Below are 23,929 nucleotides of genomic sequence, written 5' to 3'. Positions count from 1 at the left end.
CCTGTTAAATGCCGTCATCCGACCAGCATAAGCGACAGCTGCGGCACAAAGGCGATCACCAGGAGCCCGAACAGCATGATCAGGATAAAGGGGATCACGCCGCGGATGATCAGACCGAAAGGTTCGCGAAAGGCCGTCATGGCGATAATAAGATTCAGCCCGACCGGAGGCGTCAGCAGTCCAATTTCCAGGTTCACGGTCATGATGACCCCCAGATGAACTGGATCAATGCCAAAGGCCTCGCCCATCTGCAGCAGGATCGGCGCCAGAACCAGAATGGCAGAGGCCATGTCCATGATGCAGCCCACCAACAGCAAGAGCACGTTGATGATCAGCAAGAATGTTGTCTTGTCCGAGACATAGGACGATACCCATTCGGTCAACGCACCGGGCACCTGTTGCGTGGTTAAAAGGAGGTTGATGCTGAGCGCGATCGCCAAAAGTGGAAACAGCGCGCCCATCATGGTGGTAGTGTCAATCGCGGTGTCATAGAGGTCGCGCAGGGTCAGCTCGCGATGAACAAAGCGTTCAACAATCAGCGCATAGGCCAGCGCCACGGCCGCCGACTCCGTGGGCGAGAAGTGACCGGAATAGATGCCCCCCAGAAGGATCACCGGCATCAGCAAGGACCACACACCCTGTTGCAACGTGGAAATCAGGTGGGTCAGGGAAAAGGCTTCGCGTCGGACATGGCGATTTGCGATCACCGTGTAGATGCCGAGAAGAGTAGTCAGGAACAGCCCCGGCAGGATGCCTGCCGTGAACAGATCGACAATCGAGGTCTCGGTGACGATACCATATAGGATCATTGGAATCGACGGCGGGATCACCACACCCAAGGTCCCGCCGGTTGCCAGTGCACCCAGCGCAAAGCTCTTGGAATAGCCGTCATTGATCAGCGCGGGGTACGCGATGGTGCCAACAGCAATCAGCGTCACCGCAGACGAGCCGGAAATCGCCGCGAAAACTGCACAGGTCAGGATGGTGGCCAGCGCCATGCCACCTGGAACCGGCGCGGTGAGCGCCCGCATCACGTTGATCAGCCGTTCGGCAATGGCACCCTTGCCCATGACCGAACCGCACAGCAGAAACAGAGGGATCGACAGCAGGACCTCTTTGTCGATGGCCGACCACATGTCTTCGAGGATGTAAGTAAGCTCGGCGTCGCCCCAGAAGAAATGGATATAGGCCCCTACCACTAGGAGAATGGCCGCGATGTTCACCCGCAGAGCAAGCGCACCAAAGATCAACACTATCAGTCCGATCCACAGCATCACTCAAGCGCCTCGTCAGGGCGCAGATCAGGACTCACCGCGAATATCGCATAACGCAGGGCCGTTGAGAAAAACGCATAAGGAACAATGATCTGGATGTACCACAGCGGGATACGTACCACGCGGGCCACATCGCCGTACTCGATCGCTTCCAACAGGAACTCGATCGCGACAGCGCCAAACCCGGCAAAGATCACCATCATGATAAAGCTGCCGATACGGTCAGCGGTAGCGGACATGTGTTCAGGAAACAGCCCGTCCATGAAGCGGGGACGCAAGTGCCGTCCCTTTGACGCCGCGAGACCAAGCCCCAGAAAACCGATCACGATCATCAGGTACACCGAAATGCGCTGTGCGCCCCAAATCGAACTTCCCGCCAGTTCGCGCATCAGCACATCGGCCAAAAGCAACCCGGCAATCACCACATAGGCGGAAATCGCCACGGCAGCTTCGGTTACAAACAGCAGAGTCAAAATGCGTCTGTTCATCGTCATGACGTCACCTCCAATGGGCGTTCAGACTGGGCTAGGCGCGCTGGCGCCAGAGGGCGCCAGACCTTGTCCTCTTGATGACCACGCATCATGCAGCCACCCTTCGGGTAGAGGTTACTCGCCGCAGGCTTTCTTGGCTTCCAGAACTTTTGGCCAGAATGCCTGTGCTTCTGGTCCCATGCTTTCGACCATCGAGGCCCAGTTCGGCTCGACCTTGGCCTTCCACGCCGCACGCTGTTCTGGCGTCAGACGATGCACGCCACCTCCGGCCTTTTCATGCAGGCCCAGCAAATAGGCATCCATGCCGGCAATGCCCTGACGCAGGATCGACAAGTCAGGAGTGGCGTCACCGAGGATTTTTTGATGCTCTGCGGACAACTTACCCCAGTTCTTTTTACCCATCAGGATAACGCCTGACTGGTGCGAATGGCTGGTGACGGTCAGGTGCGGCGCAACCTTGTTGATGCCAAAGGCGACATAGGACACGCCAATCGACTCTCCCCCTTTGACCAGCCCGGTCTGCAATGCCGCCGGAGTGTCTGCATAAGGGATTTCAATAGCATTGGCCCCAATCGAGGTCATCAGGGTGCGAGACATCGCATGCGGAGCGGCCCGGATCTTGTACCCCTCGGCATTGGCAACATCCGAAAGATCATCCTGAGCGTAGACCTGCACCCAACCATTTTCGGCCCAGTCGATGACCTGGAACTTGTCCGACATCATCGCGGTTAGGTCCTCACGTAATTCGCGGTCCAGAACGCAGTAGATGGTCTCGGATTTCTCAAACAAGAACGGAGTGCTCAACAGAGCCGTGACGGGCACGTTCTCGGTCATGGGGGCAGCTGAAAAGACCCCGATGTCGACGCGCCCGCGCGCAACCTTGTTCCAGACTTCCAGCTCATTGCCAAGCTGGGCGTTCGGAAAAATCGTAAGCTGCAATTCGCCATTGGACGCGGCTTCGACGTTTTCCTTCCACTTGGCGATGAAATCGTACCAGGGCGTGCCTTCCGGCGCCAGTGTGGCGACCTTCAATTCTGTCTGTGCAAAGCTTGCGGCGGGTAACAGGGCACCTGCAAGCACGGCGGCAGCGGCGGTTCTGAAGAGCGGTTTTATCATGTCTATCCTCCCATGGCCCGAATAAGTCTCGAGGCCGAACATTGGCGCCTCCTCAAGCGCCCGACTCTGTTTTACCAAAAATTAGAATAAAAATTCAATTTCTAAATTTGGTGGTGCAATGTGACGTTGGGTCCAATGGCGCTGCCGGACAGGGGGCAAACGCTTTTTGGGAACCCTTTGCCTTTGGCCAATTGGTTTGAAACAAAAACAAGATCGCGATTAGACCGGCATTGTCCTACCTAATGCTAGCTTGCTGCGGTTTGAGGAAATTCGTGCAGGTCACAGCATCCATAACTTTGGGCTGAGAACCTACTAATGCCGCATAAGGGAAAGACACCCGCTATTTGATGGCGAAAGGCAGGACCGTTCGCAAAGGTGGCCTAGATATCGATGCGATCAGCGATCGCTCACACACTGATCGTCAAATGGCAACTAAGTCCGCGGCCTGTGAATTGCTGTCGAATTTCTCGCTGCCCCATGGACAAATGGCGGCGATCTCTGCTGCCGCGCGGCGTTTTGGACCGAGCATCTGCGGTGATTTTTTGTGCTGCTGTACACGCAGCAAAAGAAGGCGATGACCGGGTTGGGCTCAGAGTCCGCATTCGCCGCGTGCGGCCCCAATTTCTGGTATGCTGGCGTACCGTATCCATCAATATGAACTGGCGGCTACCTGAGAAGCCTATTTGCTGTCGCCGCTTCCGATCCGCTTCAAACCGTCGAAGTCGATTTCCTGCTTCTGTTCCTCAGTCAGATCCGGCCGGGCTTCCGATACCGGCTTGGACCCATGGACGCCCCACATCACCGCAAGCTCACTCGTACTCCAGCGATACACCCAACCAACAACGCTACGCCCGTCGGTCCCGATCAGATTGGCGATCGCAACGCCTTCACCTTTATCATCGTCCACTGTTTACTGACTTCCTGCACTTTGGCGCTGCAATCGCGGCATCGTGTTCTCAGGCTTCGCCTGCAAAGCATGACGCAATTGGTGGATGTTTGCTGGCTACTCTTCCTTGAAGGAGCTCACTTCACGTGGGGACGTCCAATGCGGTGCCTCCCAAAATTTCGTTGTTTTCAAATCTTGTGGTCGGACTCCGTGGCAGCTTCGACAATCGACAGGACTTCATTTTTGTCAAAGCCAATGACCCTCGCCAGAACTGTAAACTCCACGACGTCGATACGACGCTCGCCGCTTTCGAGACGTGCCACAAACGACTGGTGGCGATTGAGCTTCGCCGCCAACTGCTGCTGGCTGAGACCTGCATTCTGACGTGCATCAACCAACGCACGGACGAGCGCCAACTGGCCATTTGTTCTGATTGTTTTCGCCACGCGTCACATACCTTTTGTGACGTCGCTAGCGGATGAAATCCGTTATCTAAAAAGTAGATATTTGAGGATGTTATCGGCGTCTGGTTTCCAAGGGGTGCAAGTCTGGTGCATGCCCAGAGGCCCATCAATCCCCCACCAGTTCGAGAAACCGACCGTAATCCTGACTGACTTCGCGGGCTTCTTCGAAGGCGCGCGCACGCTCCTGCTCGAGGCAGCGAAAGTAGTCCTGAATGTCCGCGATGTAGACCTCAAAGTCCCGTCGGATGATGTCGGCATAATCCCGGGCGGCCTGCGAATCGCTTGGCACGAAGGGCCGGACCGGGGCGAGACAGCTTCCTGCACTGTTTGCCTCCTCAACGAGGAAAATGAGTATCCAAACTTGCGCAGCGAGGAAGCGTCTCAACCGTAGGTTTCTAGAACCTCTTATTTCCTTGATAGACGCCAATGGACATGCCTAGAGTTTGAGCAACCGAGATACAGCCGTATCGCTGCAATATATCCTTGCAGTTAATAATATACTATCGTAACTCTGGGCTTCAAGTGGGAATGCCCGGATGTTGCGCGTTTGAAGAAAGCGTGAGCCGGGCCATGAACTGGGACATCGAAGCACCAAATGTGGTTACGGAAGCACGTTTCCGCGAACTCGTGGAAAGTGGCTATAGCGCTGAAATCCTGTGCCAGGAATCGGCACACAAGAAGGGCCCGAGCTATTACGGGGTCTGGATCATGCGTGTCGTCTCTGACGAGGGTGTGGAAAAGCTGCTGGTCACGGCCCGAACCCGAACGACCTACAACGACATCAAGATCCGCGAATTCAAAACCATCACGGGCGTGGTCTCCTTCCTTATCGGCATCGGTTTCTCCCATGCCGATGTCCCGCTCGAAGAAGGCCAGCGGACGACGCACAAGCTGGCTGCGACCGACAAGGGCAGCAGCAAGTAGCCTTCTCCTTTTCTGGTATCTCGCGGGTCCCGCCACTGCGCAGATGGTACTGGTCATGGAGAGCGATGGCTCTCTGACCCCGTCCCGCTCCCAGCAAAGCTTTGCCCGCAATTACAATGACGGCATCGGCCAGGGGTCCTCTGCTGATGACCTGGCTATCCTCGGCGAGACTGACCTTGGGCCAGACGAAATCCAGATGGCATCCCTAGCGCGGTCCGCTCCCCTGCCCCGCGCCGATGTTCTCTCGGCCATCGAATCCACCGCCCTTCGCTACGCCGGTCATCCCGGGCTGCGGCGCACGGATCTCTCGGTTCGTGATTGGCTGACCCTCTACCGTGCAAATATCGAAGTCGAGAGCGCCTACAGGCAGGATGCGGTCTCGAGCGCTGGTGCCATTGGCCTCGGTCAATTGATGCCCGCGACGGCGCGTGATCTCGGTGTTGACCCGCGTGATCCGCTGCAAAACCTCGACGGGTCCGCCCGCTACCTCGCGATGATGCTGGAGACGTTTGGCGATCCGCGGCTCGCGCTCGCAGCCTACAACGCGGGCCCGGATGCAGTGCGCCAGTACGGCGGCATTCCCCCCTACCGAGAAACCCAGAACCACGTGGCCCGTGTCATGGCCGTCGTGGCCCGATTGGAAGGATCAAATTCATGAGACAGATTTCAAACCTATTCGTCGCCTCACTGGCGCTATTCCTGCTGATTGCCGAACCCGCCCTCGCCCAGAGCATTGATCTCTCTCCGATCCAGAGCCTGTTGCAGGGCATCGTCGATGCCCTGACCGGCCCGCTCGGCGTCGTCATCGCGACGCTCGCTGTTCTCGGCGTTTTCTTGAGCTGGTTTTTCAACATCATCGATCTGCGCCAGGCCCTCTGGGTGCTTGTCGGCATCGCCGGTGTCGCCGCCGCTCCCACCATCGTTGCCGCGGTCTTTGCCGGTGGCTGAGCGCTCGCCCCTCTTTCTGGGTCTCGTGCGGCCGCCGAAGCTTCTGGGCCTGCCCATCATGTACGCAATGGTCTGGCTCTTCGGATCGGTGCTCCTCTTCGTCTGGGTGCAGCACATCGCGGTGCTGGGCATGGCCGCCCTGCTCTACCCCGTATTGTGGAAGGCCGCCGATTGGGATCCGCGCTTCATCGACGTCATGATGACGGCGCTGCAGGAGACACCGCCGACGCGGAACCGGTCCATACATGGCGGGGACAGCTATGCCCCGTGAAGCCGCGCTTGATCTCCGCACGATGACGCCGGACTGGTACGCGCACGAGACCCGCCTCGCGCACATGCTGCCCTATGTGAGCCTCGTCGATGACCGGACCGTGCGGACCCGGGTCAACGAGCTTTTCCAGTGCATCCGGCTCGACGGGGTCAATAGCTATACGACCGATGACGCCTATCTCGACAAGGTGACCGCGCTCTTTGCCCGGATCATTGCGCAATTGGGGCCGGAGTTCAGCTATTACGTCCATAAGGTCTCGAAGGCGATCACGCCGGACCTCGAGCCGCTGCGCGAGGACAGTTTCGCGGGAGAAGTCGACCGGCTCTGGCGCAAGAAGCTAGAGACCAGCGGGCTGCGCGACAAGACGCTCACCCTTACGATCATCCATCGCCCGCCTCCAAAAAGCGTCCTGCCGTTCCTGAACCGCAGCGCGCCGGATCGCCTCAAGGAAGCAACCGAGAAGCGCCTGCGCCGTCTGGGCGAGGCCGTGAGTGTCTTCCTGTCAGGCTTGACGGAGCTGAATCCGCGCGTACTAACCGCCAAAAGCGGCGAGTTGATCGGGTTTCTGGGGGCGCTCAACACGGGAACGGAACTGCCGCTCTATCCGGCAAACACCTACGGCTTCCTGTCTTTCAATGTCGCCAATACCCGGGTGACGTTCCAAGGCGATCACTTCGAGTTCTCCGAAGGCGTGGTGGGGCATCGCTACGGCAAGAGTTTCACCATCGGGGAATACTCGGAAGGCACCTCCTGCACCATGTTCGACATGCTGAACCTGCCTGTCGACATGATCGTCACGCACTCCTTCACGCCGATCAATTCGAACCTCATGGCGGGTCGCATCAAGCGGCAAAAGCGCCAGATGCAGGCTTCGCAGGACGCGGCCCTGTCGCTCATGGAAGCGCTCGACATTGCTGCCGATGATCTCGAGGCCAAGCGCCAGAGCTTCGGCGAGCACCACATGGTGGTGACGATCTTCTGCGAAACGCTGGACGAATTGCAGACACTGAGCGCCGAGATCGTCAACGCCGCCGCCGCCGAAGGCGTAAAGATGATCGGCGAGCGGGTCGCCGCCAAAGCACATTACCTCAGCCAACATCCGGGCAACCAGCCCAAGCGTGTGCGCGCAAGTGCGATCACCAATCGCAACTTCGCGGATTTCGCGGCGTTTCATCGGACGCAGCTTGGTAAGCCTGCCTCGAGGACGCCCTGGGGTAAGGTCATCACCTACCTGCCTACGCCCGAGCAGAGCGCCTACCGCTTTTCCTATCACGAGCAAGGTAGTCCCGAGAAAGAACCGACCAGCGGGCATACGCTGATCATGGGACGGCCCGGCTCAGGCAAATCGGTGCTATCGGCCTTTCTCATGACGCAAGCCCGTCGAGCAGGGGCGCGGATCTTCGTCTTCGACTACCGTCTCGGTATGGAGATGGCGGTCCGCGCCAATGGCGGGAGATACGCATCTTTGAAAGCCGGGCAACCCACAGGGCTCAATCCTCTTTGGACCGAAACCGATAGTCGCGGCACCGCCTGGCTCTCGGACTGGCTCGCCACCCTGCTCTATCGTACCGACAAGCCGCTGACGCCCGCGCAGACCAACCGCATCCAGGAAGTCGTGCGTCAGAACGCGCAGGCCTCCAATCCGGCCCTGCGGAATTGGCGGGATTTTGCATCGCTCTTTGTGTCCACCGATGATGGCGGCGATCTTCACCAGCGCCTGCTCGAATGGACGGAAGAAGGCCGCTACGGCTGGATATTCGGCCAGACGTTGGAAGACACCTTCTCGCTCGAAGGCGATGTGGTGGGTTTCGATCTCACCGGCATTCTCGACAGCGAAGCCGAGAAGGAACGCATGGCCGTCCTCTCCTATCTCTTCCGCCGTGTCGAGCGCGAGATCGAGGATCGCCGCCCCACCATCATCGTGATCGACGAGGCCTGGAAGGCGCTCGACAATGCGTATTTCGCCGAGCGGCTGTCGAACTGGCTGGTGACCGCGCGCAAGCAGAACACCGTCGCGGTGATGATGACGCAATACGCGAGCCAGCTCGAACGCACCCGGACCGGCAAGACCATCGTCGAGGCGGTGCCGACGCAGATCCTGCTCCCGAACATCCGCGCCCATGCCGCCGACTACGCGATGCTGAACCTCTATGAGAAGGAACTCGATGTGCTTCTCAACACCGGCAGCGACAGCCGCCTTGCACTCATCCGCGACGACCAGGGATCCATCGTCGTCGATGCCGATCTGAGCGCCCTCGGGCCAAATCTCACCATCCTCGGCGGCATGGAAAAAGGTGAAGCGCTCGTCGGCGCCGATTACCGCGACCGCCCTGATTTCTGGAGGCTTTCATGACCCGTATCTTCTTGTTCTTTTCTGCGCTTGGTGTGTTGGCCTCCTGCGCCCAGTACCAGGAGCCACAGGCCAACTGCTTTACCTTCCTCGCCTCGACGGCACCCACAGCACCTGATTGCACCTTCACGCCCCTCGGCGCGCCGGAGGGCGGCATTGAAGTCTAAACTGCCCCATATCCTCGTGCTTTGCCTGCTGCCCGGCATCGCCCTTTCCCAAGGCGTGCCGACCGATGACAGCGGGCTGACCGCGCGCGATATCGTCGAGACCGGAGATCGCGAGACCGACCTTGCGATCCAGGCGGACAAGCTGTCCGTGCGCGAGCTCATTGCCGAGATCGAACGCGAGCAACTCGCAACCCTGCAGCGCATCCTCGATGCCCAGACCAGCTTCGGCGGTCAGGGCCTACCGGCAATGGTCTCCGGGCTGGAAAGCGGCAGCGGCGATCCAGCCCGTTCCGTCGAAACGGTCTACGGCAATGCCGAGATCGACCCCAATCCCGGCGGCGCACAGATGTTCGGGGATGCCGCCGAAAACATTGAGCAACTCATCATCCGCGTCGCTCAGGAAACCAGCGGTTTCGCGGGCGTGGGCCGCGCGGGCCTCTCCCCCGTTCAATGGCGCGCGTTGTTGCAGGCGCTCATCTGGCAGGAAAGCCGCTTCACCATCGGTGCGCGGTCGCCTGTCGGGGCCTTTGGCCTCACCCAGATCATGCCCGGCACGGCCAGCGATCTCGGGATCAACCCGGAATATTATGACAGCCCCTACCTGCAGGTGCATGGCGGCGCGCGGTACCTGGCGGCCCAGCTCAACACCTTCGACGGCAATATCATCAACGCGCTCGCGGCCTATAACGCCGGACCCGGCCGAGTCTTCGAATATGGCGGCGTCCCGCCTTTCGCCGAGACCCAGCACTACGTCCAGGTCATCCCCGAACGCTACAATCTCTACCTCAGCCGCATCGGCGGGATCGAAGCGCTCGGCACGATCGACCCCGCATTACTGGCCAATGCCAACCTCTCGTTCACCGGGCATGGCGCGGCCTATTATGGCAACAACGCGCCCGCCGCGATCAGGCAAGCCGCCCTGCGCATCGCGGACATCGTCGAGCGGATTTCCACGACCGAAGATGTGCAGGATAGCGTCGCGCTCAACACCTATGCGCGCGCCGAACTCGTGCGTCTCGTGGCCGCCCGTATCCGGCTACAGGCAGCCCGCACCCGCGTCCTGAGCGCCGAAGAATTGGCCCAGGCCAGCGCCCGCTTGGCCGAGGGCGCGTTCATGGACTTCACGATCAGGGAGATTGAATGATGCGACATTTACTCATGAGAACGGCCTTGGCCACGACGCTTGGGATCGGCCTGCATCTCGGCACCCTGTCCCCTGCCATGGCGCAAGGTGTACCCGTCGTCGACACCCAGAACATCGCGCAAAACATCCAGCAGCTCCGGCAGATGATCGAAGACGAGATCCTGCAAAACGAGCAACTGACGCAGCTCCGCGAACAGCTTGCGACACTCACGGACCAACTCGCGGAGCTGCAACGGACCTACGAGGCGCTCACCCGCCTCGCCGAACTGCCGGAAATCATCCGCACCGAGATGGAGGACGAGCTGAACGGCCTGCTCGACCAGGAGTTCGGCGATATCCTCGCCACCATCGAAGCCATCAAGACCGGGGATTTCTCCGGCCTCTCCGGTTCCGGCGCGGGCGAGATCGAAACCCAAATGGATCGGGTCTTGGCCGATCTCGGGTTTGACGATGACACGCTTTCGGAAATGGCCACCAGCGGCAATCCCGGGGCCAACCGCGTGGCAACACAAGCCACGACCGGCGCGCTCGTCTCGGCCGCGGCCCAGAACAGCTATGAGGACGCAGGACAATCGCTGGAACGCGTCGACCGGCTCGTCGGGCTCATCGACGACATGGACGAACTCAAGGAAAGCATCGATCTCAACACGCGCGTGACGGCGGAACTGGCCATCGCACTTGTCGCCATGTGGCAACTCGAAGCCGTGCAAACCGTGGGTGACGGCACCGGCGGCGTGATCGATGCCGCCACCATCGCCGAAGAGCAGCGCTTCATGGATTTCACATTGCCGGACCTCCGGGCAGACTAAGGCGTTTCGAAATTGATCCCCAAAAAGAAATATCGGTTTTCGCGTTCGAGCGCAGCGAGAGGCAGCGAAGAACCGATTCAGCTTATTTCGAAACGCCGAGTGGGGGCATGAATGGTGGCGACTGAACAAGAAATCATCGAGGAAGAACTGGTCTATGGTGCCTTACGCCGCGAACGGCTCTGGCAACGCCTTGGCCTGATGGGCCTTGTCTTCGGTATCATCGGCTGTCTAAGTGCCGCGGCTGTCTCGATCCTCGATGTCGATCCCCCGCCTGTCGTTGTCCCCTATGATCCTGCCACTGGTTTTGCACTCCCCGAAGCCTCGGTGGGCGCTTCCTCGGTGACCGCGAACCAGGCGATCATCGAGGCGGAAGTATTCCGCTATGTGACTGACCGCGAAGTCTACAACCAGCTCGATAACGATCTGCGCATCCGCAGCGTCCTGCGCCGCTCGGACGGGGCCGCCGAAAGTGGGCTGCGCCAGATCTGGAACAGCGCAAATGAGAACTATCCGCCGACGGTCTATGGCCCCAATGCCCGTCTCGACGTGGAAATCCTCAGCATCAACCGGATCGGAACCAACCGCGCGACGGTCCGCCTGCGCAAGCGCCTGACGTCCATTAACGGAGTCCAGACCGGCCTCTTCACTGCGACGCTTCTCTTCGAGTTCCGCCCGGAGACCCGCCGCTCCATCGATGAGGTCTGGACCAATCCATTCGGCTTCACCGTCCGCGAGTATTCCATCCGCTCCGACAGATTGGAGAACTGACGTTGTTGTTTATAAGATCGCTTATTTTTGTCATTGCCCTGTTGCCCGGCCTCGCCTCTGCCGAAGCCATCCCGCGTGGCGGTCCCAACGACAGCCGAGTGCGCTTGGCCACCTACCAGGAGGGTCAGGTCTACCGTCTCAGCGTCTCGCTCACCCATGTCACCACCATCGAGTTCGGCGAGGGTGAAAGCATCCGTTCGATCATCGCGGGTGACACGGAAGGGTTTGAGATCGACGGCGTACCCGGCGGTCAGGCCTTCGCGATCAAACCCGTCGCGCGCGGTGTCCATACCAACGTGACGGTCTATACGAACCGGCGGAGCTACTACTTTAACGTCCAGGAGACCCGCAGTCCGACCTTCTACGTGGTCCAGTTCCGCTACCCCGAGGATACCAGCCGCCCCACACGTGCCATCGCAGCCCAAGCGCCGAACTATAATTACGGTGCAAGCGCGCGGACCGAGTTTACCCCTGCCCGCGTCTGGGATGACGGGACGTTCACGTATTTTGAGTTCCCACGGAACGCACCGGTGCCAGCGATCTTTCGTTACGCCAATGGCCGTGAGCGCACGGTCAACACGCAAGCCACCGAGGACGGTGTGATCCGGGTTTCAGGAGTGAACCGACAATGGGTGCTGCGGATCGGAGAGGAGGTGGTCTGCATCGAGGCCACACCACCTGCGGGGGTAGGCTCATGAGCGATACCGGAAACACAGACCTCGAGAAACGCCTCGCGGCCCTCGAACAAGGCAAGGGCGCTGGTTCGCCCCCTGCCCCGCGGCGCTCGCCACTTCTGGCCTTGGTCGTTGTTCTAATAATCGGTGCTGGCGGAGCGCTGCTCTATCTCCTGTCCCAACCCGAGGAAGAGGAGGCCCTACCCACGGCCACGCCGGACGTGTTCCAAAACGAAGGCGACGGGTTCGGCGCCATCGAAACCCTGCCCCCGCCTGAGCCCGAAGTCGTTCTGTTCGCGCCGGAACCGGTGGAACCAAATGCGGAGCTTCTGGCACAGCTCGCAGCCCTTCAGGCCCAGATCGAGGAATTGCGCAACGCGCCTGAGCCGGTGGTCCAAGAAGACACGGCCGCCGCAGAGGCGATCGACGCGCTGACCGCTCAGATCGCTGCGCTCCAAGCCGCCTCGGAAGCCGCACAGCAACGATTCCAGGACGAACTCACGGCGCGGGATCGCAGCCTTGAGCAACTCCGCATGGATCTGGAACTGGCCCAACTCGAGGCCAACCGCCCGCTCCCCGCACCCATCGGACCCACCGAGGACGAGTTGCGCGCGCGGGAAGAAGAACGGCTCCGCCGCGAGGAGGAAGCACGACGGCTCGCGGAACTTGAGCGCCGCGCGGCCGAGGAACGTGCATTTCAGGAACGCCGCATCACCTCGCCCACCATCGCCTTTGGCGGCACGTCCGGTGCGAATGAGACGGCGCTGACCGAGCGCACCTTTGGCGAAGTGACGGATTTCGTTCTGAATGGCGCGCTGCCCAATTCGGTGACACAGGCAGAAGTCATCGCCAACCCGTCCAACACCATCATTCAGGGTACAATGATCCAGGCCGTCATGGAAACCGCCCTCGACAGTTCCCTACCCGGCCAGACCCGTGCCGTCGTTTCCGAAGATGTCTACAGCGTCGACGGCTCTCGTCTCCTGATCCCGCGCGGGTCCCGTCTCATCGGGCGCTATCGCTCTGGCGTCGATATCGCGCAGCGCCGGGTCACCATCGCCTGGGACCGGATCATCCTGCCCGACAACCAGACGATCCAGATCAGCTCTTTCGGGGGTGACGAATTGGGCCGCTCCGGCGTGACCGGCTTTGTCGACACGCGCTTCGATGAGCGTTTCGGCTCAGCGGCGTTGATATCGCTGATCTCCGCCGCGCCAAGCGCTGCTGCTGCAAACGTCCAGGATGAGACCGCCGCGGACGTGCTCGAAGACGTGGGCGATGATCTGGCCGATGCCACGGACAGCGTGATCGGCGACTACCTCTCAATCGGCCCCGTCATCTACGTCGACCAGGGCGCGCGCGTCACGGTGATGGTCGACCGCGATCTGGAGATTTTCTGAGCCCATGTCGCTGAGCTATCTCGAAACCTCCCTCGACAGGATCGCCGCCGCCACCCGCGACGATGTCATCGAGATCTGCATCAATCCTGACGGAAGTTGCTGGGGAGAATTCCAGGGCGATCACTTCATGCGAAAGCTGGACCAGAGGCTGACCGCAACAGAAGTCAAAGACCTCGGCAACCAGATCGCCTCTTCCGCCAACACGACAATGAGCAAGGATCGCCCGATCGTTTCGGTCTCGATCACCTACAAGGGGCGACCGATCCGGGCGCAGGTCATCACTCCACCTGCAGTGCTAACCGCCATGTCGATCAGCCTTCGGTTCTTTTCAAGCCTGCCACTCGACGGGATCGCACTCGACTTTCTCTATGGCAAAGAACGCAAGCTCGAAGAACTGCGTCTCGAGAAGACGCGGGAACTGCGCGACGTTGTGGCCGCGGGCGTGATCGACGATGCGCTAGCCTTTTGCGTCGACAACAAGCTTAACATGATCGTCTCTGGCGGCACCTCCACCGGCAAGACCGTGGCTGCGCGCAAGATCCTCTCGCACGTGCCATCCGAGGAACGCATCGTCACCATCGAGGAAGCCGCCGAGCTTCTGCCGACCCAGCCCAATGCCGTGACCCTCATCGCCAATCGCGATGCGGAGTTCCAGACCGCCGATGTGCTGCTCACCGCAACGTTGCGCATGCGCCCCGACCGGATCATCCTCGGAGAGGTGCGCGGCAAGGAGGCCATGACCTTCCTCGAGGCGATCAACACTGGCCATGGCGGCTCAATGACCACGCTGCACGCAGAAACCCCGCAACTTGCCGTGCAGCGTCTGGCCATCGCCGCACTCAAGACCGAGATCCCCATGACCTATGCCGACATGATCCAGTACATCGAGAACTCCATCGACGTAATCATCCAGGCCGGTCGCCATGATGGCAAACGCGGGATCACCGAATTCTACCTCCCCGGCAACAATGAGATCGGAGCTTCCCAATGAAAACCTTTGAATACGATATCCTGTCCTTTCCCATGACCCGCAAAACCAGTCTTGCCGACATGCAGGCCAGCCTAAATGTGAAGGGGGCCGAAGGCTGGGAGGTCGTGTCGATCAGCTCCTCGGAATTCGCCAATGTGGGACACACTGTCTTCCTGAAGCGCGAGACCACACCCGCCAGAGCCACGGCATGAGGCAGGCGGGCTGTACCCTCGTACTGACTGCGCTGGTCCTGGGCCTAACGTCGGCACCCGGCTTCGCTGAGCGCAATCTCGTGCCGACCCTCGAGCGCAGTTTCGACGTCTGTCCAGAACGGCCCGCTGAACCCGTGTGGATGCAGGAGATCCCCCTGCGCCAAGCCTATCAGCGCGTGCTGGTTCAAGACATCTACCGAGCCCAAAATCTTGAACGCATCGTAGAGACTGGCAGCTGCGCTTGCGAGATCCGGTTCCCGTCCTGGGACGATGCCGAGGGGGCGTTTCGTGAGCGCCACGCCAGTGACGAACGCTGGGAAATGCTGCAGGCCTCGGACGCCTACAACCGCCGCGCCAGCGCCGTCCGCCCTGCCGCCAAAGCCATCTGCGAAGCTGCAGGCAATTGGTAGGGTAGTCCCGTTATGAGCGTCGTCACTTATTTCGTTGAAACCTCCCAGGGCTATCTCGACACCGCAGCAGAAACCCAGTTCGGGTCGGTCGCGGCAACGGTCGGCACGCTTCTCGTCCTGGGAACAACGCTCGTGGTGATTCTCGTCTTCCTGAACATGATCTACCAATACAAGGCGATGGACGGGCGCACGGCCTTCTGGCTGGCAGTCAAGATCGGCCTCCTCGGGATATTCGCGACCAACTGGGTGCAGTTCAACGCCCTCTCCACCGCCATCCTGGCCGGCATCGACAGCATTGCGGGCGCGCTTGTCGCCTCAGTCGGTGGCGGCACCCCGGGTCCCTCTGGGACCTTTGCCGAAGAGTTTGACCGGCTGATCGCGGAACTCGGCGACTACCTCAATGCAGCCGGATCAGAGCTGAACTGGATGGCAGGTGCCATGCTCGACATTGTCGGGGTGCTGTTACTTTCGATCCTCGGTGGGCTCGCCGCCTTCATTCTCGTGGCATCCCGCCTGATGATCGCACTCCTGATTGGGATTGCCCCGGTGATGATCTTCCTGACCCTCTTCGAAGTGACCAAAGATTATTTCGCGCGATGGCTTTCGGCACTGGTTTCCTTCGCACTCTACCCCATAGTCGTCGCCGGCGTGTTCGCAACGATCACTGGCGTCTCTTCCGCTCTGATCGGTGAGCTTGGCGACCCGGAAGGGGCTTCAAACATAGGCGCGCTCATCCCCTTCTTCATGATGGTCCTCATGGCCAAGGGCTTCATCATTGCCACGCCCTTCATCGTCCGCGCGATCTCCGGAAACATCATGATGCCCGCCCTCTCCGGTGGTCTCGGCGGCGGCTACAGCTTTGCCCGCGCCGCAATGGGCAGCCAGCAGGCCTACAATCGCTACCTGATCGGTGGGGCAAGCGGTGCGGAATATGCAGCCCTCAGAGCGCGGCAGTTCTTCGCTGTGCAGCAGATGCCTGTTCGGCAAGGGATGGGGCAGACGGGTTCCGCAGGAGGCACAGGATCCGCAGACTCGGGGTCAAAAATGCTGGCGCAGCTGGCAAGACTGGGTCGACTTGGACGACGGTGACGGCCCTGAGCCGCCGCTCGACTACCTCAAAGCCAAAGTCTGCTTCGCGCACTTTCGCGCCCTCATTTCGGCCATTCCAGCCGCCTTCTGAAATTGCCAATAGCACCACTTCGGATCGGCGGCATGCCTTCCCTGAGCAAACAAGAGGCTAGGCCAATTGTTCAAGCGGGAGTTCCTCCACGCCTTCGACTCCAAACAGATGCGCCACGGCCTTCAAGGCGGTTTCAGATAAGGTCTGAGTGGCGAGCACGGCAAGGCGATTCATGGGCCGGGATATCGACACGTAGAACAGGTTTCGGGAGCGATAGAAGGCTTTGGTGTTCTTTGTGGTTAGGCCTTTAGTTTCCAGCAATTCAAGCAGTTGAGGCCAATTGTAATGGTTCCATCCACCTCCGAGGACGACCAGAACGTTCTCGAACTCGGCACCCTTGACGCTGTGCTGCGTCGCGAATGGAGTGAAGCCCTCGACGAACTTGGCGACCTCGATGATTTCTACATAGGGCACTTCCCGCAGATTGGCATGCCTTTGCAGAGCCCCCATATCTTCGGGAATCGGTTGTCCTTGGAGCGCTTTAAGATCGTCCTCTCTCTTGACGATCCGCGACGAGAGAGCCGGACGGCTCGTCTGCTTGAGGTGATCAATTACCTCACCGATAGTGCCATCGGCTCTCAGTTTGAGAAGATGGTCCATATCGGCGCGCCAGGCGAGTTTGTCTGCGTGGCTTCGAATAGCTGGACCAGCCCCGAAAATATCGAACATTTTCCCGTAGTCGCCGTCTGAATAAGCAGCACACATTGGCTCGACGACCTCGGTCAGCAACTTGACGACTGGGTCCTCCTTTTTGACAAATTGATCGTTTCGCCCCTTGAAGACCTCTGCAATATCCAGATAGCCCTGTTCAGCAGCAAGAACACTGTGGGTCAGCATCAAAACCTTGGTTTTCTCCGGCACCCAACCTTCCGCTTCTAGGCGGGCCATCAGGTTGATCCTGGCCGCTTTCGCCATTTCAGGCGGTAAGTCGTTCTTGGAATGGGGAGAGTTGGTCCTCTCCCCATTGTAGGCGTTAGCGTGGAAAAAGCGTGCCTCGCCCGGCAGATCAGGGTCGCTAACGACCTGTGGCAATTCGGGTCGCAGTCGGTTCAGAACATTGACGATGGGTTGCGCCGAGCGAAAATTCGATCCCTTATCGATAGCCTCGACAGAGTAATGGGCGAGCTCGTATTCGCTCCGATAGATCGTTTGCCAGTGATCGCCGAACAACCCAACCATCGGACCACCGTCGCCCTTGAAAAATTGTTCGTCGATCGCATTCATGAAGTCGCGATCCGTGTCCTGGTATTCGTCGATGAACAGTACGGGAAACTGCTGCGTGAGGAGACGCTTGAACTTCTCCAATGACAGCAGCTTGGCCATAAGCGCCGGGATATCGTCATGCGCGAGCGATATCTGGTCTTCTTCGATCCGGAAGAACCCCAAATCGTAGACCACAGCCCTCTCGCCAATACCACCGGCTTCAATGATCGCCGCCGATCGCCTTTCCAGCTCCGGCAGCAAAGACCGCAAAGCGGATTGGAACGAAGCCATGAAGCCCCAAGAGAATGCATGGATCGTTTCCACCAAGATTGCCGGATGATCTTCGATTTCCACGGCGATTTCGTCACGAGCGACTTCGGTAAAGGTGATGCACGCGACGCGTTGACCGGCCTGAACCAGTGAACGCCCCCGCTCTGCTATGACCTTCTTGAGGGCGGCTACAAGTGAATAGGTCTTGCCTGCGCCTGCGCCCGCCTCAAGTCGGAAGCTCTTTCCTGCATCGAGGCAGGCGTCGACCTTGGCCTGTGCCGCTTGCGCCGCGATGATGGCGGGATTTTCCACTGATTTGGTCACGACGCCGCTTCCGAAGCTTTGCTATCGGTGTCCGGCGGTTGGACCGGCGGCAGCTCGGAAGGCGGTGGAGGTGGCTCAGCCAGCCAGGCCAATCCTTCGCGGATGTAACGCGGCGCCACCCAATCCTTTTCCCTGATAGCGAATTGCAGGGCGGTATCCGCTTTCCCCATATCCTTGGCCATTTCCCATGCGTCGGATGCCATGCTCTCATCTTCTTCGAGTTCAAAACGCTTGGGATTGGCTAGTACCAAGGCGTCTTCGAAGCTACGGGCACAAACGTCTGTCCCTTTCACCTCCGGAATCTGATACGCGAGCCGGCGGACCCCTGAAGTTTTCTCCTCGTCCGTCTTGGCAAGCAGATCTGAAGGCTTGATGTGGGGTGGGTTAGGGCTGGAAGTCGTGTCGAACCAATGCCTGATGGCCGAATTGCTGGTGCGTTCGCCATCCACTACAAGACACTTTTTGTACTTGGTGGTGTCCTTTCCAGTCTTCGTCTTCACCGCGACGCCAATGACGGAGTCTATGTCGGTTATGACGAGCGTTTTGAGTTCCAGAAAGTCGATCAGGGGATAGAACAGGTGGGCGTATGCACCACCCACTTCCATTGTAGTCACGTACTGCCGGGCTAGTTTGTATTCAATCGGGAGCTTCAAGTCCGCTAGGTCGCATAACTTCGGCACGAGAATGCGCTCCGTCGTTCCCTCCACCATGATCGCCTTGTCGGCGAAGTAAAGGTCGCATTTCGTGAGCGTCATGTATTGGTGCAGGAAGTCTTTATCTGGGTCCGGGATGGTCGCCATGCCCTTTTTGAAGTCCTTGACCTTCGTCTCTCGAGTGCCTGCGACGACCGGGTCCGCGTTGAGGAAGTAGCGGACCGCTTCAAACGTGGCAGCATTGGCGACGTGAGGCGAGTGGGTCGTGATGACGAACTGTACCTTCCACGCCGGTTCATCGGGATATCCTTCAGATAACTTGGCGACAGCCTTTTGCAGTTGGGCAATAAAAACCTCCTGCATTTGCGGATGGAGGTGAGCCTCGGGCTCTTCGATGAAAATTAGATGCGTGTTCGGCCGCGTTTCCCGAGCCCTGTATTCCTTGTGAAAGCTCTGTAACTGAAGCAGCATATAAATGAGATTGCGGGTACCAAGTCCGTTATAGCCCTCGGGTAGATGCACCCCATCGTTGCTGGCATAGACGACCTTTGTGTGATCGTTGAGCAGGGCCTCGACATTCAAGACCGTCTCTGGGCGCAACGTCGTGTCGTTAGGCCCCGGAAAGCCGAGAACGTCCATCGCCGGCAGCAGGCCCGCTAGAACTGCATCGAAATCTTCCTGGACTCCGCGTTCAATTCCCTCGACCGAAGACTTCAGCTGCGCGGCGAGTAACTGATCGGCCACCGCGGCGGTGGGGGCTTTGGCGGTCTTGTAGAGGTTGCCTAAGAGGCTACCTATGACGTCGGCGTCGCCATGGCCAGAATGATCGAGTGTTCTTTGCGCCCGCACCAGATCCCACTTCATCAGCGCATTGAGATGGTTCACATTCAGGCGACGTCGATTGCTCGGGGTGGTCGGATCGAGTGCCCACACTTCGATTTCATACGCGGATCCGAGTATTTCCTTGATGTGGCGATAGAACTCAACCTTCGGTTCAGAGGCTTCGGCGTCGGCCTCGAAATCCAAGAGGCTCGATAGGGCCGATAATCGAGGCGCGTAGATGACATGCGCAATGGCAATATCCGAATTGGCATCGAGGTCGATCATAAAGGACGACATCGGACCTATGTCGGGCGCTGCCTTATCGTAGCTCATGGTAATTGTGATCGCAATCGTTGGCAGCATGGCGAGCACGTCCTGAGGGGCTGCCCCCGCCAGCCTGGCTTTCCTTGCAGCGGCAAACTTGGTGCGATCCGCAGCCGAGAAATCTTGCAGCCTGAAAGATGAACCGCCTGATCCGAAGCATCTAAAAACGTCAGTGAGAGACGTCTTCCCGCTGTTGTTTCGACCCACTACCACCGTCGCCGTGTCTTCGAGCATAAGCTCTACGTCACGCAGTAAGCGGAATCCTTGAACCCGAACTTTTTTAATGCGCACACGTTCTCTCCGAAATTAACAGCTTCATGCGAGTGGAAACTTGTCTTCCGCAAATAGTCAAGAATTGTGGATTTTGGCCGGAGGAATTCATGGTTGTTCTTCCGACTGTCGAATGCTGGGGCATTTATCTTTACCAGATGCAGGCATTACAGCAAAGGCCACCGAACCTACCATTTGATACGGCTCACGGACATGGCTTGGCAAGGTCCTCTTCCTGCTCATCTTAGTCGTTTATGCGATCCACAGCGAATGACGGCTCTCCGCCCCCTAATCCGCTGGGGGAGGATGTGCGCCAGCTTCTGGCCCTTCCAATTCCTCTTGATCTGAAAGGCTATCGGCAATTTCGCGTAGAAGGTCTGTGATAGCCGCGTCAGTTGCCCTATCTTGTTCCGTTGCGGCCTCTTGCGTAGCAGTCACTTCCCGTAGCTGAGACGTGAGCGCGTCTATTGAGCTTTGCATTTTCTGCATAGTCTCTGCGTTCGCTCGTATAGCCGCGTCTTCATCGTCTGAAAGCCGGTCTTCTACTTCGAGCGCCACCATCATGAAGAAAGACAGGATGGTGATGATGTTGCACAGCAACTGCAATTGACGCGAAAGTTTTTGCCGTGTCGTTTCATCTACCGGCGCTTGTTCCTGTCCTGCCAATGCCTCTTGCGCGGCGATGGTGCGGGCAAGCATTTCTTCGATATTGCCGGATAGCCCAAGTCCAATCTGGGCCGCAGCCGCGATGCTACCGATCTGCCCAAGGGCCTGCATTTGCTCAGTAAGACTAGTCGCAAGGGTGCTGAAACGGTCCCCGAACTCTACGCCAAGGCCCAGACCACGTAGGGCATTCGCGTTGTCGAAAATGCGCCCATACCTGCCAATATCCAGCGCAGCAAAGGTGTCCCCAATGCGTGGCAAGTCTAGCGCCCGTGTGATCCCAAGAGCATAGCTGGACTCGAAGTCACGCAAGATGCTGGGCACTAGTCCCATTTGTCGATCAATGCCCAGTGACAGGCTGTCAAACATCTTCGTCTGACGTTCCATATCAGCCGCCAAACGTCCAAAGGGGCTGTCTATGTGCAGGCTGTCCAGAATGGACCGCGGTATCCCCAATGACGCCCGGTCTATACCCATAGTCAAGTTTTGCAGACCAATTGGGTCCACAATACGGTTTAGGCGTTCTGCTTGGCTGGCCATATCTGCAAAGACGCCAGATGCGCCTAAGCCAAGCGCTGCTTTCTGGGCCGCTCCGATGCCACTCAAACCAGATGAAAGGTCTTTGAACTTACGGCGTAGTTTCTGGTCAGCGGCTTCGCGGACTTGATCGCTCATTTCCACGCCTAACTTGGAAATGTCGAAACCTCTGGGTTTCTTATTTTCGGAGTCTTCATCGCTCATTGCCTATACCTTGCCTTCGCCGCGCCGCTTTCAACACAATATAGTGCCTACCGTTATCCTATTCTAGGAATGAAAAGGCGAGTTTTTGGGGCCCAACACAACGGCAGCTTTTGAGCATTTATTGGAACCATGTTGCAAGCTCAGCGAAGGTCCGGTTTCCGCCCATCCCTGAAAGATGGCGATGCACACCACGCTATCGTGCAACCAGCTTTTCGACATCCCCCTCTCGCAGCATCGCTTCCATATCGTCCAAGCCATCAACGGCAGAGCGCATCTGCGCCTCATCATCCACCCCCACTGTCTCGGCATCCGCAACCTGGCTGCCAAAATCCATCTCCATCTGTCGCTGTTCCTCAGAGATAACAGCTTGAACGACGGGCGCGGTCTTCTTTGGGGCGACCTCGGTTTGCCCTGACGATTGGCCATCAGCAGCCTGGCGTGCGGCCTCAACGTCGGCCTCGGATCCGCCTGGCCCGTCCAGTGGCGGTGTCATCGGCATGGCCCGCATACTCAACGGCAGCGTGCCTTGCGATCCCCCTCCCCCCGGTTCCGGAAACGGCAACTCCCCCGTCTGCGCTGCATGGATGGCCTTAAACAGCCGGTCGTCAAAATACTGGATCCGCTTTGCCCGGACCGGCATCTGGGCATCGATGACCATGACGATTTCGTCGAGCGGTAGGCGGCGCGCCTCATCCTCGGGCAGGAGAGAGCTTTCTTCGGTCCGGGTCGACTGGCTGCGCCCTTCAAAGGGGTTCTTGCCGATGGACTGGGATCGCGTGATGACGGTCTTCGTGGTCTTGCCGACCGCCTTGCTCAGTTCCTCGACGGTTTTTTCATCCGAAGGCGTTAGGTAGAGCTTCACGCCCGCGTTGCCCTGCAGGGCACGGCGGGTGTTCTCGCCATAGATTTCATCGAGGGCGGGGATCGTTTGCGTGACCACGGCCAGATGACCGCGGTAGGTCCGCAGGGTCTCAATGCTCTCAACCACGATAGGCATTTTGCCCAAACGGTTGAACTCATCGAGCATGATCATCACGGGCCAAGGTTCATCCGGCCCGGGGTCCTTTTCCTGCATGGCCGAGAGCAGATCGGAGAAAAACAGCCGGATCAGCGGCGCGAGCGGCTTCACCATCAGTGGCTGGACCACCAGATAGACCGAGAAGGGTTTCTTGCGGATCGTCCGGAAATCAAAGTCCGACACCGCCGTCGCCTCATCGATCGCCGGGTTCTGCCATTGGTCGAGCCCCGAGGTCATCAGAAGCGAGACGTAAGAGGTCAGCGTATCGTTGTTGGTCGAGGCCAGCCGCGTGAAGATCAGCTTGGCGGCCCTGTTGTCCACCTCGTGGCCCCGCGCGAAATACTCCTTCTGCTTGTTTCCACCGGAGGCCGCGATGCGGTAGATTTCTCCCAAGGTGGGGCGCTTGCGCTGGAACGCCAGCAGGCCTGCTGCCACGAAGAGATCGATCCCGCCCTTGAGCAGCCCCTGCACCCGGTCATTGTCGCTCTGCAGGAAGAGCGTCGCAAGAAGCTGCAATTCCATCTGCTGGCGCGCGGGGTCTTTCAGCTCGAAGATACGCAGAAGCGGGTTGTAGCGATGCGTGCGCTTGCCCTCCCAATCGGTAGGGGCAAAGCGATAGACCTTGTCGCCTTGGGCCGCGCGGTGCCGGGCCGTGGCTTTGAAACACTCGCCCTTCACATCCAGCGTCACGGCAGAGCCTTGCCAGGTCAGTAGGTTCGGAATGACGAAGCCCGTGGTCTTGCCGCGCCCGGTGGGGGCTACGATCAGCGCGTGCGGGAAGACTTTCGAACAGATGTACTTCGCGCGGGAGCCCGGCGGCCCCAGCTTGCCGAGGATGAACCCGGTCCCCGGCGCCCCGAAAAACCCGTTGGCCTTCATCTCGCGCGCGCTCTGCCAATGGGTCTGGCCAAAGCGTGTGAGGGCGGACCCCGACAGGGCGAGGCTCAGCATCAGGCCGGCGGCGGCGAAGCTGCCGACGATCAGGTGAATAAGTTGCGCGTCCTCCGGGCGGCGATCGAGGATCGTGATGTAGTTCTGCGCGATATAAGCAAAGTCGATCTCGGCCCCAAACCCAAGATCCTGGTAGGTCAGCACCGCCGAGGCGATGGTATAGCCCATGGCCCCGGTCACCAGCGTCACAAGCAGGACGCCCGTGGCGATCCGCGCTTTTCCCATGGCGGCG

At 59.1% G+C, this 23,929-nt stretch carries 25 protein-coding genes; 15 read left to right on the top strand and 10 right to left on the bottom strand.

The window, feature by feature from the left end; genetic code table 11:
• Nucleotides 1–14 precede the first annotated feature (14 nt).
• The 6 genes from JNX03_RS19205 to JNX03_RS19180 form a co-directional block, all read right to left on the bottom strand.
• Nucleotides 15–1,274 carry a TRAP transporter large permease gene (locus JNX03_RS19205; protein WP_203199939.1) on the bottom strand — a complete coding sequence of 420 codons (1,260 nt, stop codon included), beginning with the start codon at nt 1,272–1,274 and terminating at the stop codon, nt 15–17.
• Nucleotides 1,274–1,768: a TRAP transporter small permease gene (locus tag JNX03_RS19200; protein ID WP_203199938.1), complete on the bottom strand. Its 495-nt coding sequence runs from the start codon at nt 1,766–1,768 to the stop codon at nt 1,274–1,276. The genes JNX03_RS19205 and JNX03_RS19200 overlap by 1 nt, the downstream gene beginning before the upstream one ends.
• Before the next feature lie 111 nt (nt 1,769–1,879).
• The gene (locus tag JNX03_RS19195; protein WP_203199937.1) at nt 1,880–2,881 is read right to left on the bottom strand and encodes a TRAP transporter substrate-binding protein; all 1,002 of its coding nucleotides are present in this window, start codon (nt 2,879–2,881) and stop codon (nt 1,880–1,882) included.
• Between the two features lie 679 nt (nt 2,882–3,560).
• Entirely contained in the window at nt 3,561–3,788 is a 228-nt protein-coding gene (locus JNX03_RS19190) for a hypothetical protein (protein WP_012187318.1), read from the bottom strand.
• Between the two features lie 167 nt (nt 3,789–3,955).
• Nucleotides 3,956–4,213 carry a helix-turn-helix domain-containing protein gene (locus tag JNX03_RS19185; protein WP_012187319.1) on the bottom strand — a complete coding sequence of 86 codons (258 nt, stop codon included), beginning with the start codon at nt 4,211–4,213 and terminating at the stop codon, nt 3,956–3,958.
• Nucleotides 4,214–4,337: 124 nt separating this feature from the next.
• Entirely contained in the window at nt 4,338–4,586 is a 249-nt protein-coding gene (locus tag JNX03_RS19180; RefSeq protein ID WP_044029511.1) for a hypothetical protein, read from the bottom strand.
• 215 nt (nt 4,587–4,801) lie between these two features.
• Here JNX03_RS19180 and JNX03_RS19175 point away from each other — a divergent pair, with 215 nt between their 5' ends.
• The 15 genes from JNX03_RS19175 to JNX03_RS19105 all read left to right on the top strand — a co-directional run bounded on the left by JNX03_RS19175 (nt 4,802) and on the right by JNX03_RS19105 (nt 16,367).
• Nucleotides 4,802–5,155 carry a hypothetical protein gene (locus tag JNX03_RS19175; protein ID WP_012187321.1) on the top strand — a complete coding sequence of 118 codons (354 nt, stop codon included), beginning with the start codon at nt 4,802–4,804 and terminating at the stop codon, nt 5,153–5,155.
• 43 nt (nt 5,156–5,198) lie between these two features.
• Nucleotides 5,199–5,813 carry a lytic transglycosylase domain-containing protein gene (locus JNX03_RS19170; protein ID WP_203212299.1) on the top strand — a complete coding sequence of 205 codons (615 nt, stop codon included), beginning with the start codon at nt 5,199–5,201 and terminating at the stop codon, nt 5,811–5,813.
• On the top strand, nt 5,810–6,103 hold the full coding sequence (locus JNX03_RS19165) for a TrbC/VirB2 family protein (protein WP_012187323.1): 294 nt from the start codon (nt 5,810–5,812) through the stop codon (nt 6,101–6,103). The genes JNX03_RS19170 and JNX03_RS19165 overlap by 4 nt, the downstream gene beginning before the upstream one ends.
• Entirely contained in the window at nt 6,096–6,374 is a 279-nt protein-coding gene (locus JNX03_RS19160) for a type IV secretion system protein VirB3 (protein ID WP_203212298.1), read from the top strand. The genes JNX03_RS19165 and JNX03_RS19160 overlap by 8 nt, the downstream gene beginning before the upstream one ends.
• Entirely contained in the window at nt 6,364–8,727 is a 2,364-nt protein-coding gene (locus JNX03_RS19155; protein WP_203212297.1) for a type IV secretion system DNA-binding domain-containing protein, read from the top strand. Before JNX03_RS19160 ends, JNX03_RS19155 begins: the two co-directional genes overlap by 11 nt.
• Nucleotides 8,724–8,891, top strand: a complete 168-nt coding sequence (locus JNX03_RS19150; RefSeq protein ID WP_197918508.1) for a hypothetical protein — start codon at nt 8,724–8,726, stop codon at nt 8,889–8,891. Before JNX03_RS19155 ends, JNX03_RS19150 begins: the two co-directional genes overlap by 4 nt.
• Nucleotides 8,881–10,035, top strand: coding sequence for a lytic transglycosylase domain-containing protein (locus JNX03_RS19145; RefSeq protein ID WP_203212296.1), 1,155 nt, complete (start codon nt 8,881–8,883; stop codon nt 10,033–10,035). The genes JNX03_RS19150 and JNX03_RS19145 overlap by 11 nt, the downstream gene beginning before the upstream one ends.
• Entirely contained in the window at nt 10,035–10,844 is an 810-nt protein-coding gene (locus JNX03_RS19140) for a type IV secretion system protein (protein ID WP_203212344.1), read from the top strand. Before JNX03_RS19145 ends, JNX03_RS19140 begins: the two co-directional genes overlap by 1 nt.
• 111 nt (nt 10,845–10,955) lie before the next feature.
• The gene (locus JNX03_RS19135) at nt 10,956–11,612 is read left to right on the top strand and encodes a virB8 family protein (RefSeq protein WP_203199931.1); all 657 of its coding nucleotides are present in this window, start codon (nt 10,956–10,958) and stop codon (nt 11,610–11,612) included.
• Between the two features lie 2 nt (nt 11,613–11,614).
• Entirely contained in the window at nt 11,615–12,310 is a 696-nt protein-coding gene (locus tag JNX03_RS19130) for a TrbG/VirB9 family P-type conjugative transfer protein (RefSeq protein ID WP_203199930.1), read from the top strand.
• Nucleotides 12,307–13,686: a TrbI/VirB10 family protein gene (locus tag JNX03_RS19125; protein ID WP_203199929.1), complete on the top strand. Its 1,380-nt coding sequence runs from the start codon at nt 12,307–12,309 to the stop codon at nt 13,684–13,686. The genes JNX03_RS19130 and JNX03_RS19125 overlap by 4 nt, the downstream gene beginning before the upstream one ends.
• A gap of 4 nt (nt 13,687–13,690) precedes the next feature.
• The gene (locus tag JNX03_RS19120) at nt 13,691–14,677 is read left to right on the top strand and encodes an ATPase, T2SS/T4P/T4SS family (protein ID WP_057821933.1); all 987 of its coding nucleotides are present in this window, start codon (nt 13,691–13,693) and stop codon (nt 14,675–14,677) included.
• The gene (locus JNX03_RS19115) at nt 14,674–14,868 is read left to right on the top strand and encodes a hypothetical protein (protein WP_009807516.1); all 195 of its coding nucleotides are present in this window, start codon (nt 14,674–14,676) and stop codon (nt 14,866–14,868) included. Before JNX03_RS19120 ends, JNX03_RS19115 begins: the two co-directional genes overlap by 4 nt.
• A gap of 140 nt (nt 14,869–15,008) precedes the next feature.
• The gene (locus tag JNX03_RS19110) at nt 15,009–15,278 is read left to right on the top strand and encodes a hypothetical protein (RefSeq protein WP_231014205.1); all 270 of its coding nucleotides are present in this window, start codon (nt 15,009–15,011) and stop codon (nt 15,276–15,278) included.
• A 12-nt stretch (nt 15,279–15,290) separates the two neighbouring features.
• Nucleotides 15,291–16,367 carry a type IV secretion system protein gene (locus JNX03_RS19105; protein WP_203199927.1) on the top strand — a complete coding sequence of 359 codons (1,077 nt, stop codon included), beginning with the start codon at nt 15,291–15,293 and terminating at the stop codon, nt 16,365–16,367.
• Between the two features lie 148 nt (nt 16,368–16,515).
• On the opposite strand, the gene JNX03_RS19100 is transcribed toward JNX03_RS19105, so the two are convergent.
• The 4 genes from JNX03_RS19100 to JNX03_RS19085 form a co-directional block, all read right to left on the bottom strand.
• Complete coding sequence (locus JNX03_RS19100) at nt 16,516–18,255, bottom strand: UvrD-helicase domain-containing protein (RefSeq protein ID WP_203199926.1); 1,740 nt, start codon at nt 18,253–18,255, stop codon at nt 16,516–16,518.
• Complete coding sequence (locus tag JNX03_RS19095; RefSeq protein ID WP_203199925.1) at nt 18,252–20,345, bottom strand: ATP-dependent nuclease; 2,094 nt, start codon at nt 20,343–20,345, stop codon at nt 18,252–18,254. The genes JNX03_RS19100 and JNX03_RS19095 overlap by 4 nt, the downstream gene beginning before the upstream one ends.
• A gap of 267 nt (nt 20,346–20,612) precedes the next feature.
• The gene (locus JNX03_RS19090; RefSeq protein ID WP_203199924.1) at nt 20,613–21,728 is read right to left on the bottom strand and encodes a hypothetical protein; all 1,116 of its coding nucleotides are present in this window, start codon (nt 21,726–21,728) and stop codon (nt 20,613–20,615) included.
• A gap of 193 nt (nt 21,729–21,921) precedes the next feature.
• Nucleotides 21,922–23,922, bottom strand: coding sequence for a type IV secretory system conjugative DNA transfer family protein (locus JNX03_RS19085; protein ID WP_203212343.1), 2,001 nt, complete (start codon nt 23,920–23,922; stop codon nt 21,922–21,924).
• Nucleotides 23,923–23,929 lie beyond the last annotated feature (7 nt).

The sequence above is a fragment of the Sulfitobacter mediterraneus genome (assembly GCF_016801775.1).
Taxonomy (GTDB): Bacteria; Pseudomonadota; Alphaproteobacteria; order Rhodobacterales; family Rhodobacteraceae; genus Sulfitobacter; species Sulfitobacter mediterraneus_A.
Note: the sequence above shows the minus strand (reverse complement) of the source record. Positions and strands in the feature narration are given on the sequence as shown.

Excerpts from the sequence above, each read along its gene's own strand:
- JNX03_RS19170 (WP_203212299.1), top strand. The coding sequence starts at position 5,199 with ATGGTACTGGTCATGGAGAGCGATGGCTCTCTGACCCCGTCCCGCTCC.
- JNX03_RS19155 (WP_203212297.1), top strand. The coding sequence starts at position 6,364 with ATGCCCCGTGAAGCCGCGCTTGATCTCCGCACGATGACGCCGGACTGG.
- JNX03_RS19085 (WP_203212343.1), bottom strand. The coding sequence starts at position 23,922 with ATGGGAAAAGCGCGGATCGCCACGGGCGTCCTGCTTGTGACGCTGGTG.
- JNX03_RS19125 (WP_203199929.1), top strand. The coding sequence starts at position 12,307 with ATGAGCGATACCGGAAACACAGACCTCGAGAAACGCCTCGCGGCCCTC.
- JNX03_RS19200 (WP_203199938.1), bottom strand. The coding sequence starts at position 1,768 with ATGACGATGAACAGACGCATTTTGACTCTGCTGTTTGTAACCGAAGCT.
- JNX03_RS19205 (WP_203199939.1), bottom strand. The coding sequence starts at position 1,274 with ATGCTGTGGATCGGACTGATAGTGTTGATCTTTGGTGCGCTTGCTCTG.
- JNX03_RS19150 (WP_197918508.1), top strand. The coding sequence starts at position 8,724 with ATGACCCGTATCTTCTTGTTCTTTTCTGCGCTTGGTGTGTTGGCCTCC.
- JNX03_RS19115 (WP_009807516.1), top strand. The coding sequence starts at position 14,674 with ATGAAAACCTTTGAATACGATATCCTGTCCTTTCCCATGACCCGCAAA.
- JNX03_RS19165 (WP_012187323.1), top strand. The coding sequence starts at position 5,810 with ATGAGACAGATTTCAAACCTATTCGTCGCCTCACTGGCGCTATTCCTG.
- JNX03_RS19120 (WP_057821933.1), top strand. The coding sequence starts at position 13,691 with ATGTCGCTGAGCTATCTCGAAACCTCCCTCGACAGGATCGCCGCCGCC.
- JNX03_RS19175 (WP_012187321.1), top strand. The coding sequence starts at position 4,802 with ATGAACTGGGACATCGAAGCACCAAATGTGGTTACGGAAGCACGTTTC.
- JNX03_RS19090 (WP_203199924.1), bottom strand. The coding sequence starts at position 21,728 with ATGAGCGATGAAGACTCCGAAAATAAGAAACCCAGAGGTTTCGACATT.
- JNX03_RS19135 (WP_203199931.1), top strand. The coding sequence starts at position 10,956 with ATGGTGGCGACTGAACAAGAAATCATCGAGGAAGAACTGGTCTATGGT.
- JNX03_RS19110 (WP_231014205.1), top strand. The coding sequence starts at position 15,009 with ATGCAGGAGATCCCCCTGCGCCAAGCCTATCAGCGCGTGCTGGTTCAA.
- JNX03_RS19140 (WP_203212344.1), top strand. The coding sequence starts at position 10,035 with ATGCGACATTTACTCATGAGAACGGCCTTGGCCACGACGCTTGGGATC.
- JNX03_RS19195 (WP_203199937.1), bottom strand. The coding sequence starts at position 2,881 with ATGATAAAACCGCTCTTCAGAACCGCCGCTGCCGCCGTGCTTGCAGGT.
- JNX03_RS19105 (WP_203199927.1), top strand. The coding sequence starts at position 15,291 with ATGAGCGTCGTCACTTATTTCGTTGAAACCTCCCAGGGCTATCTCGAC.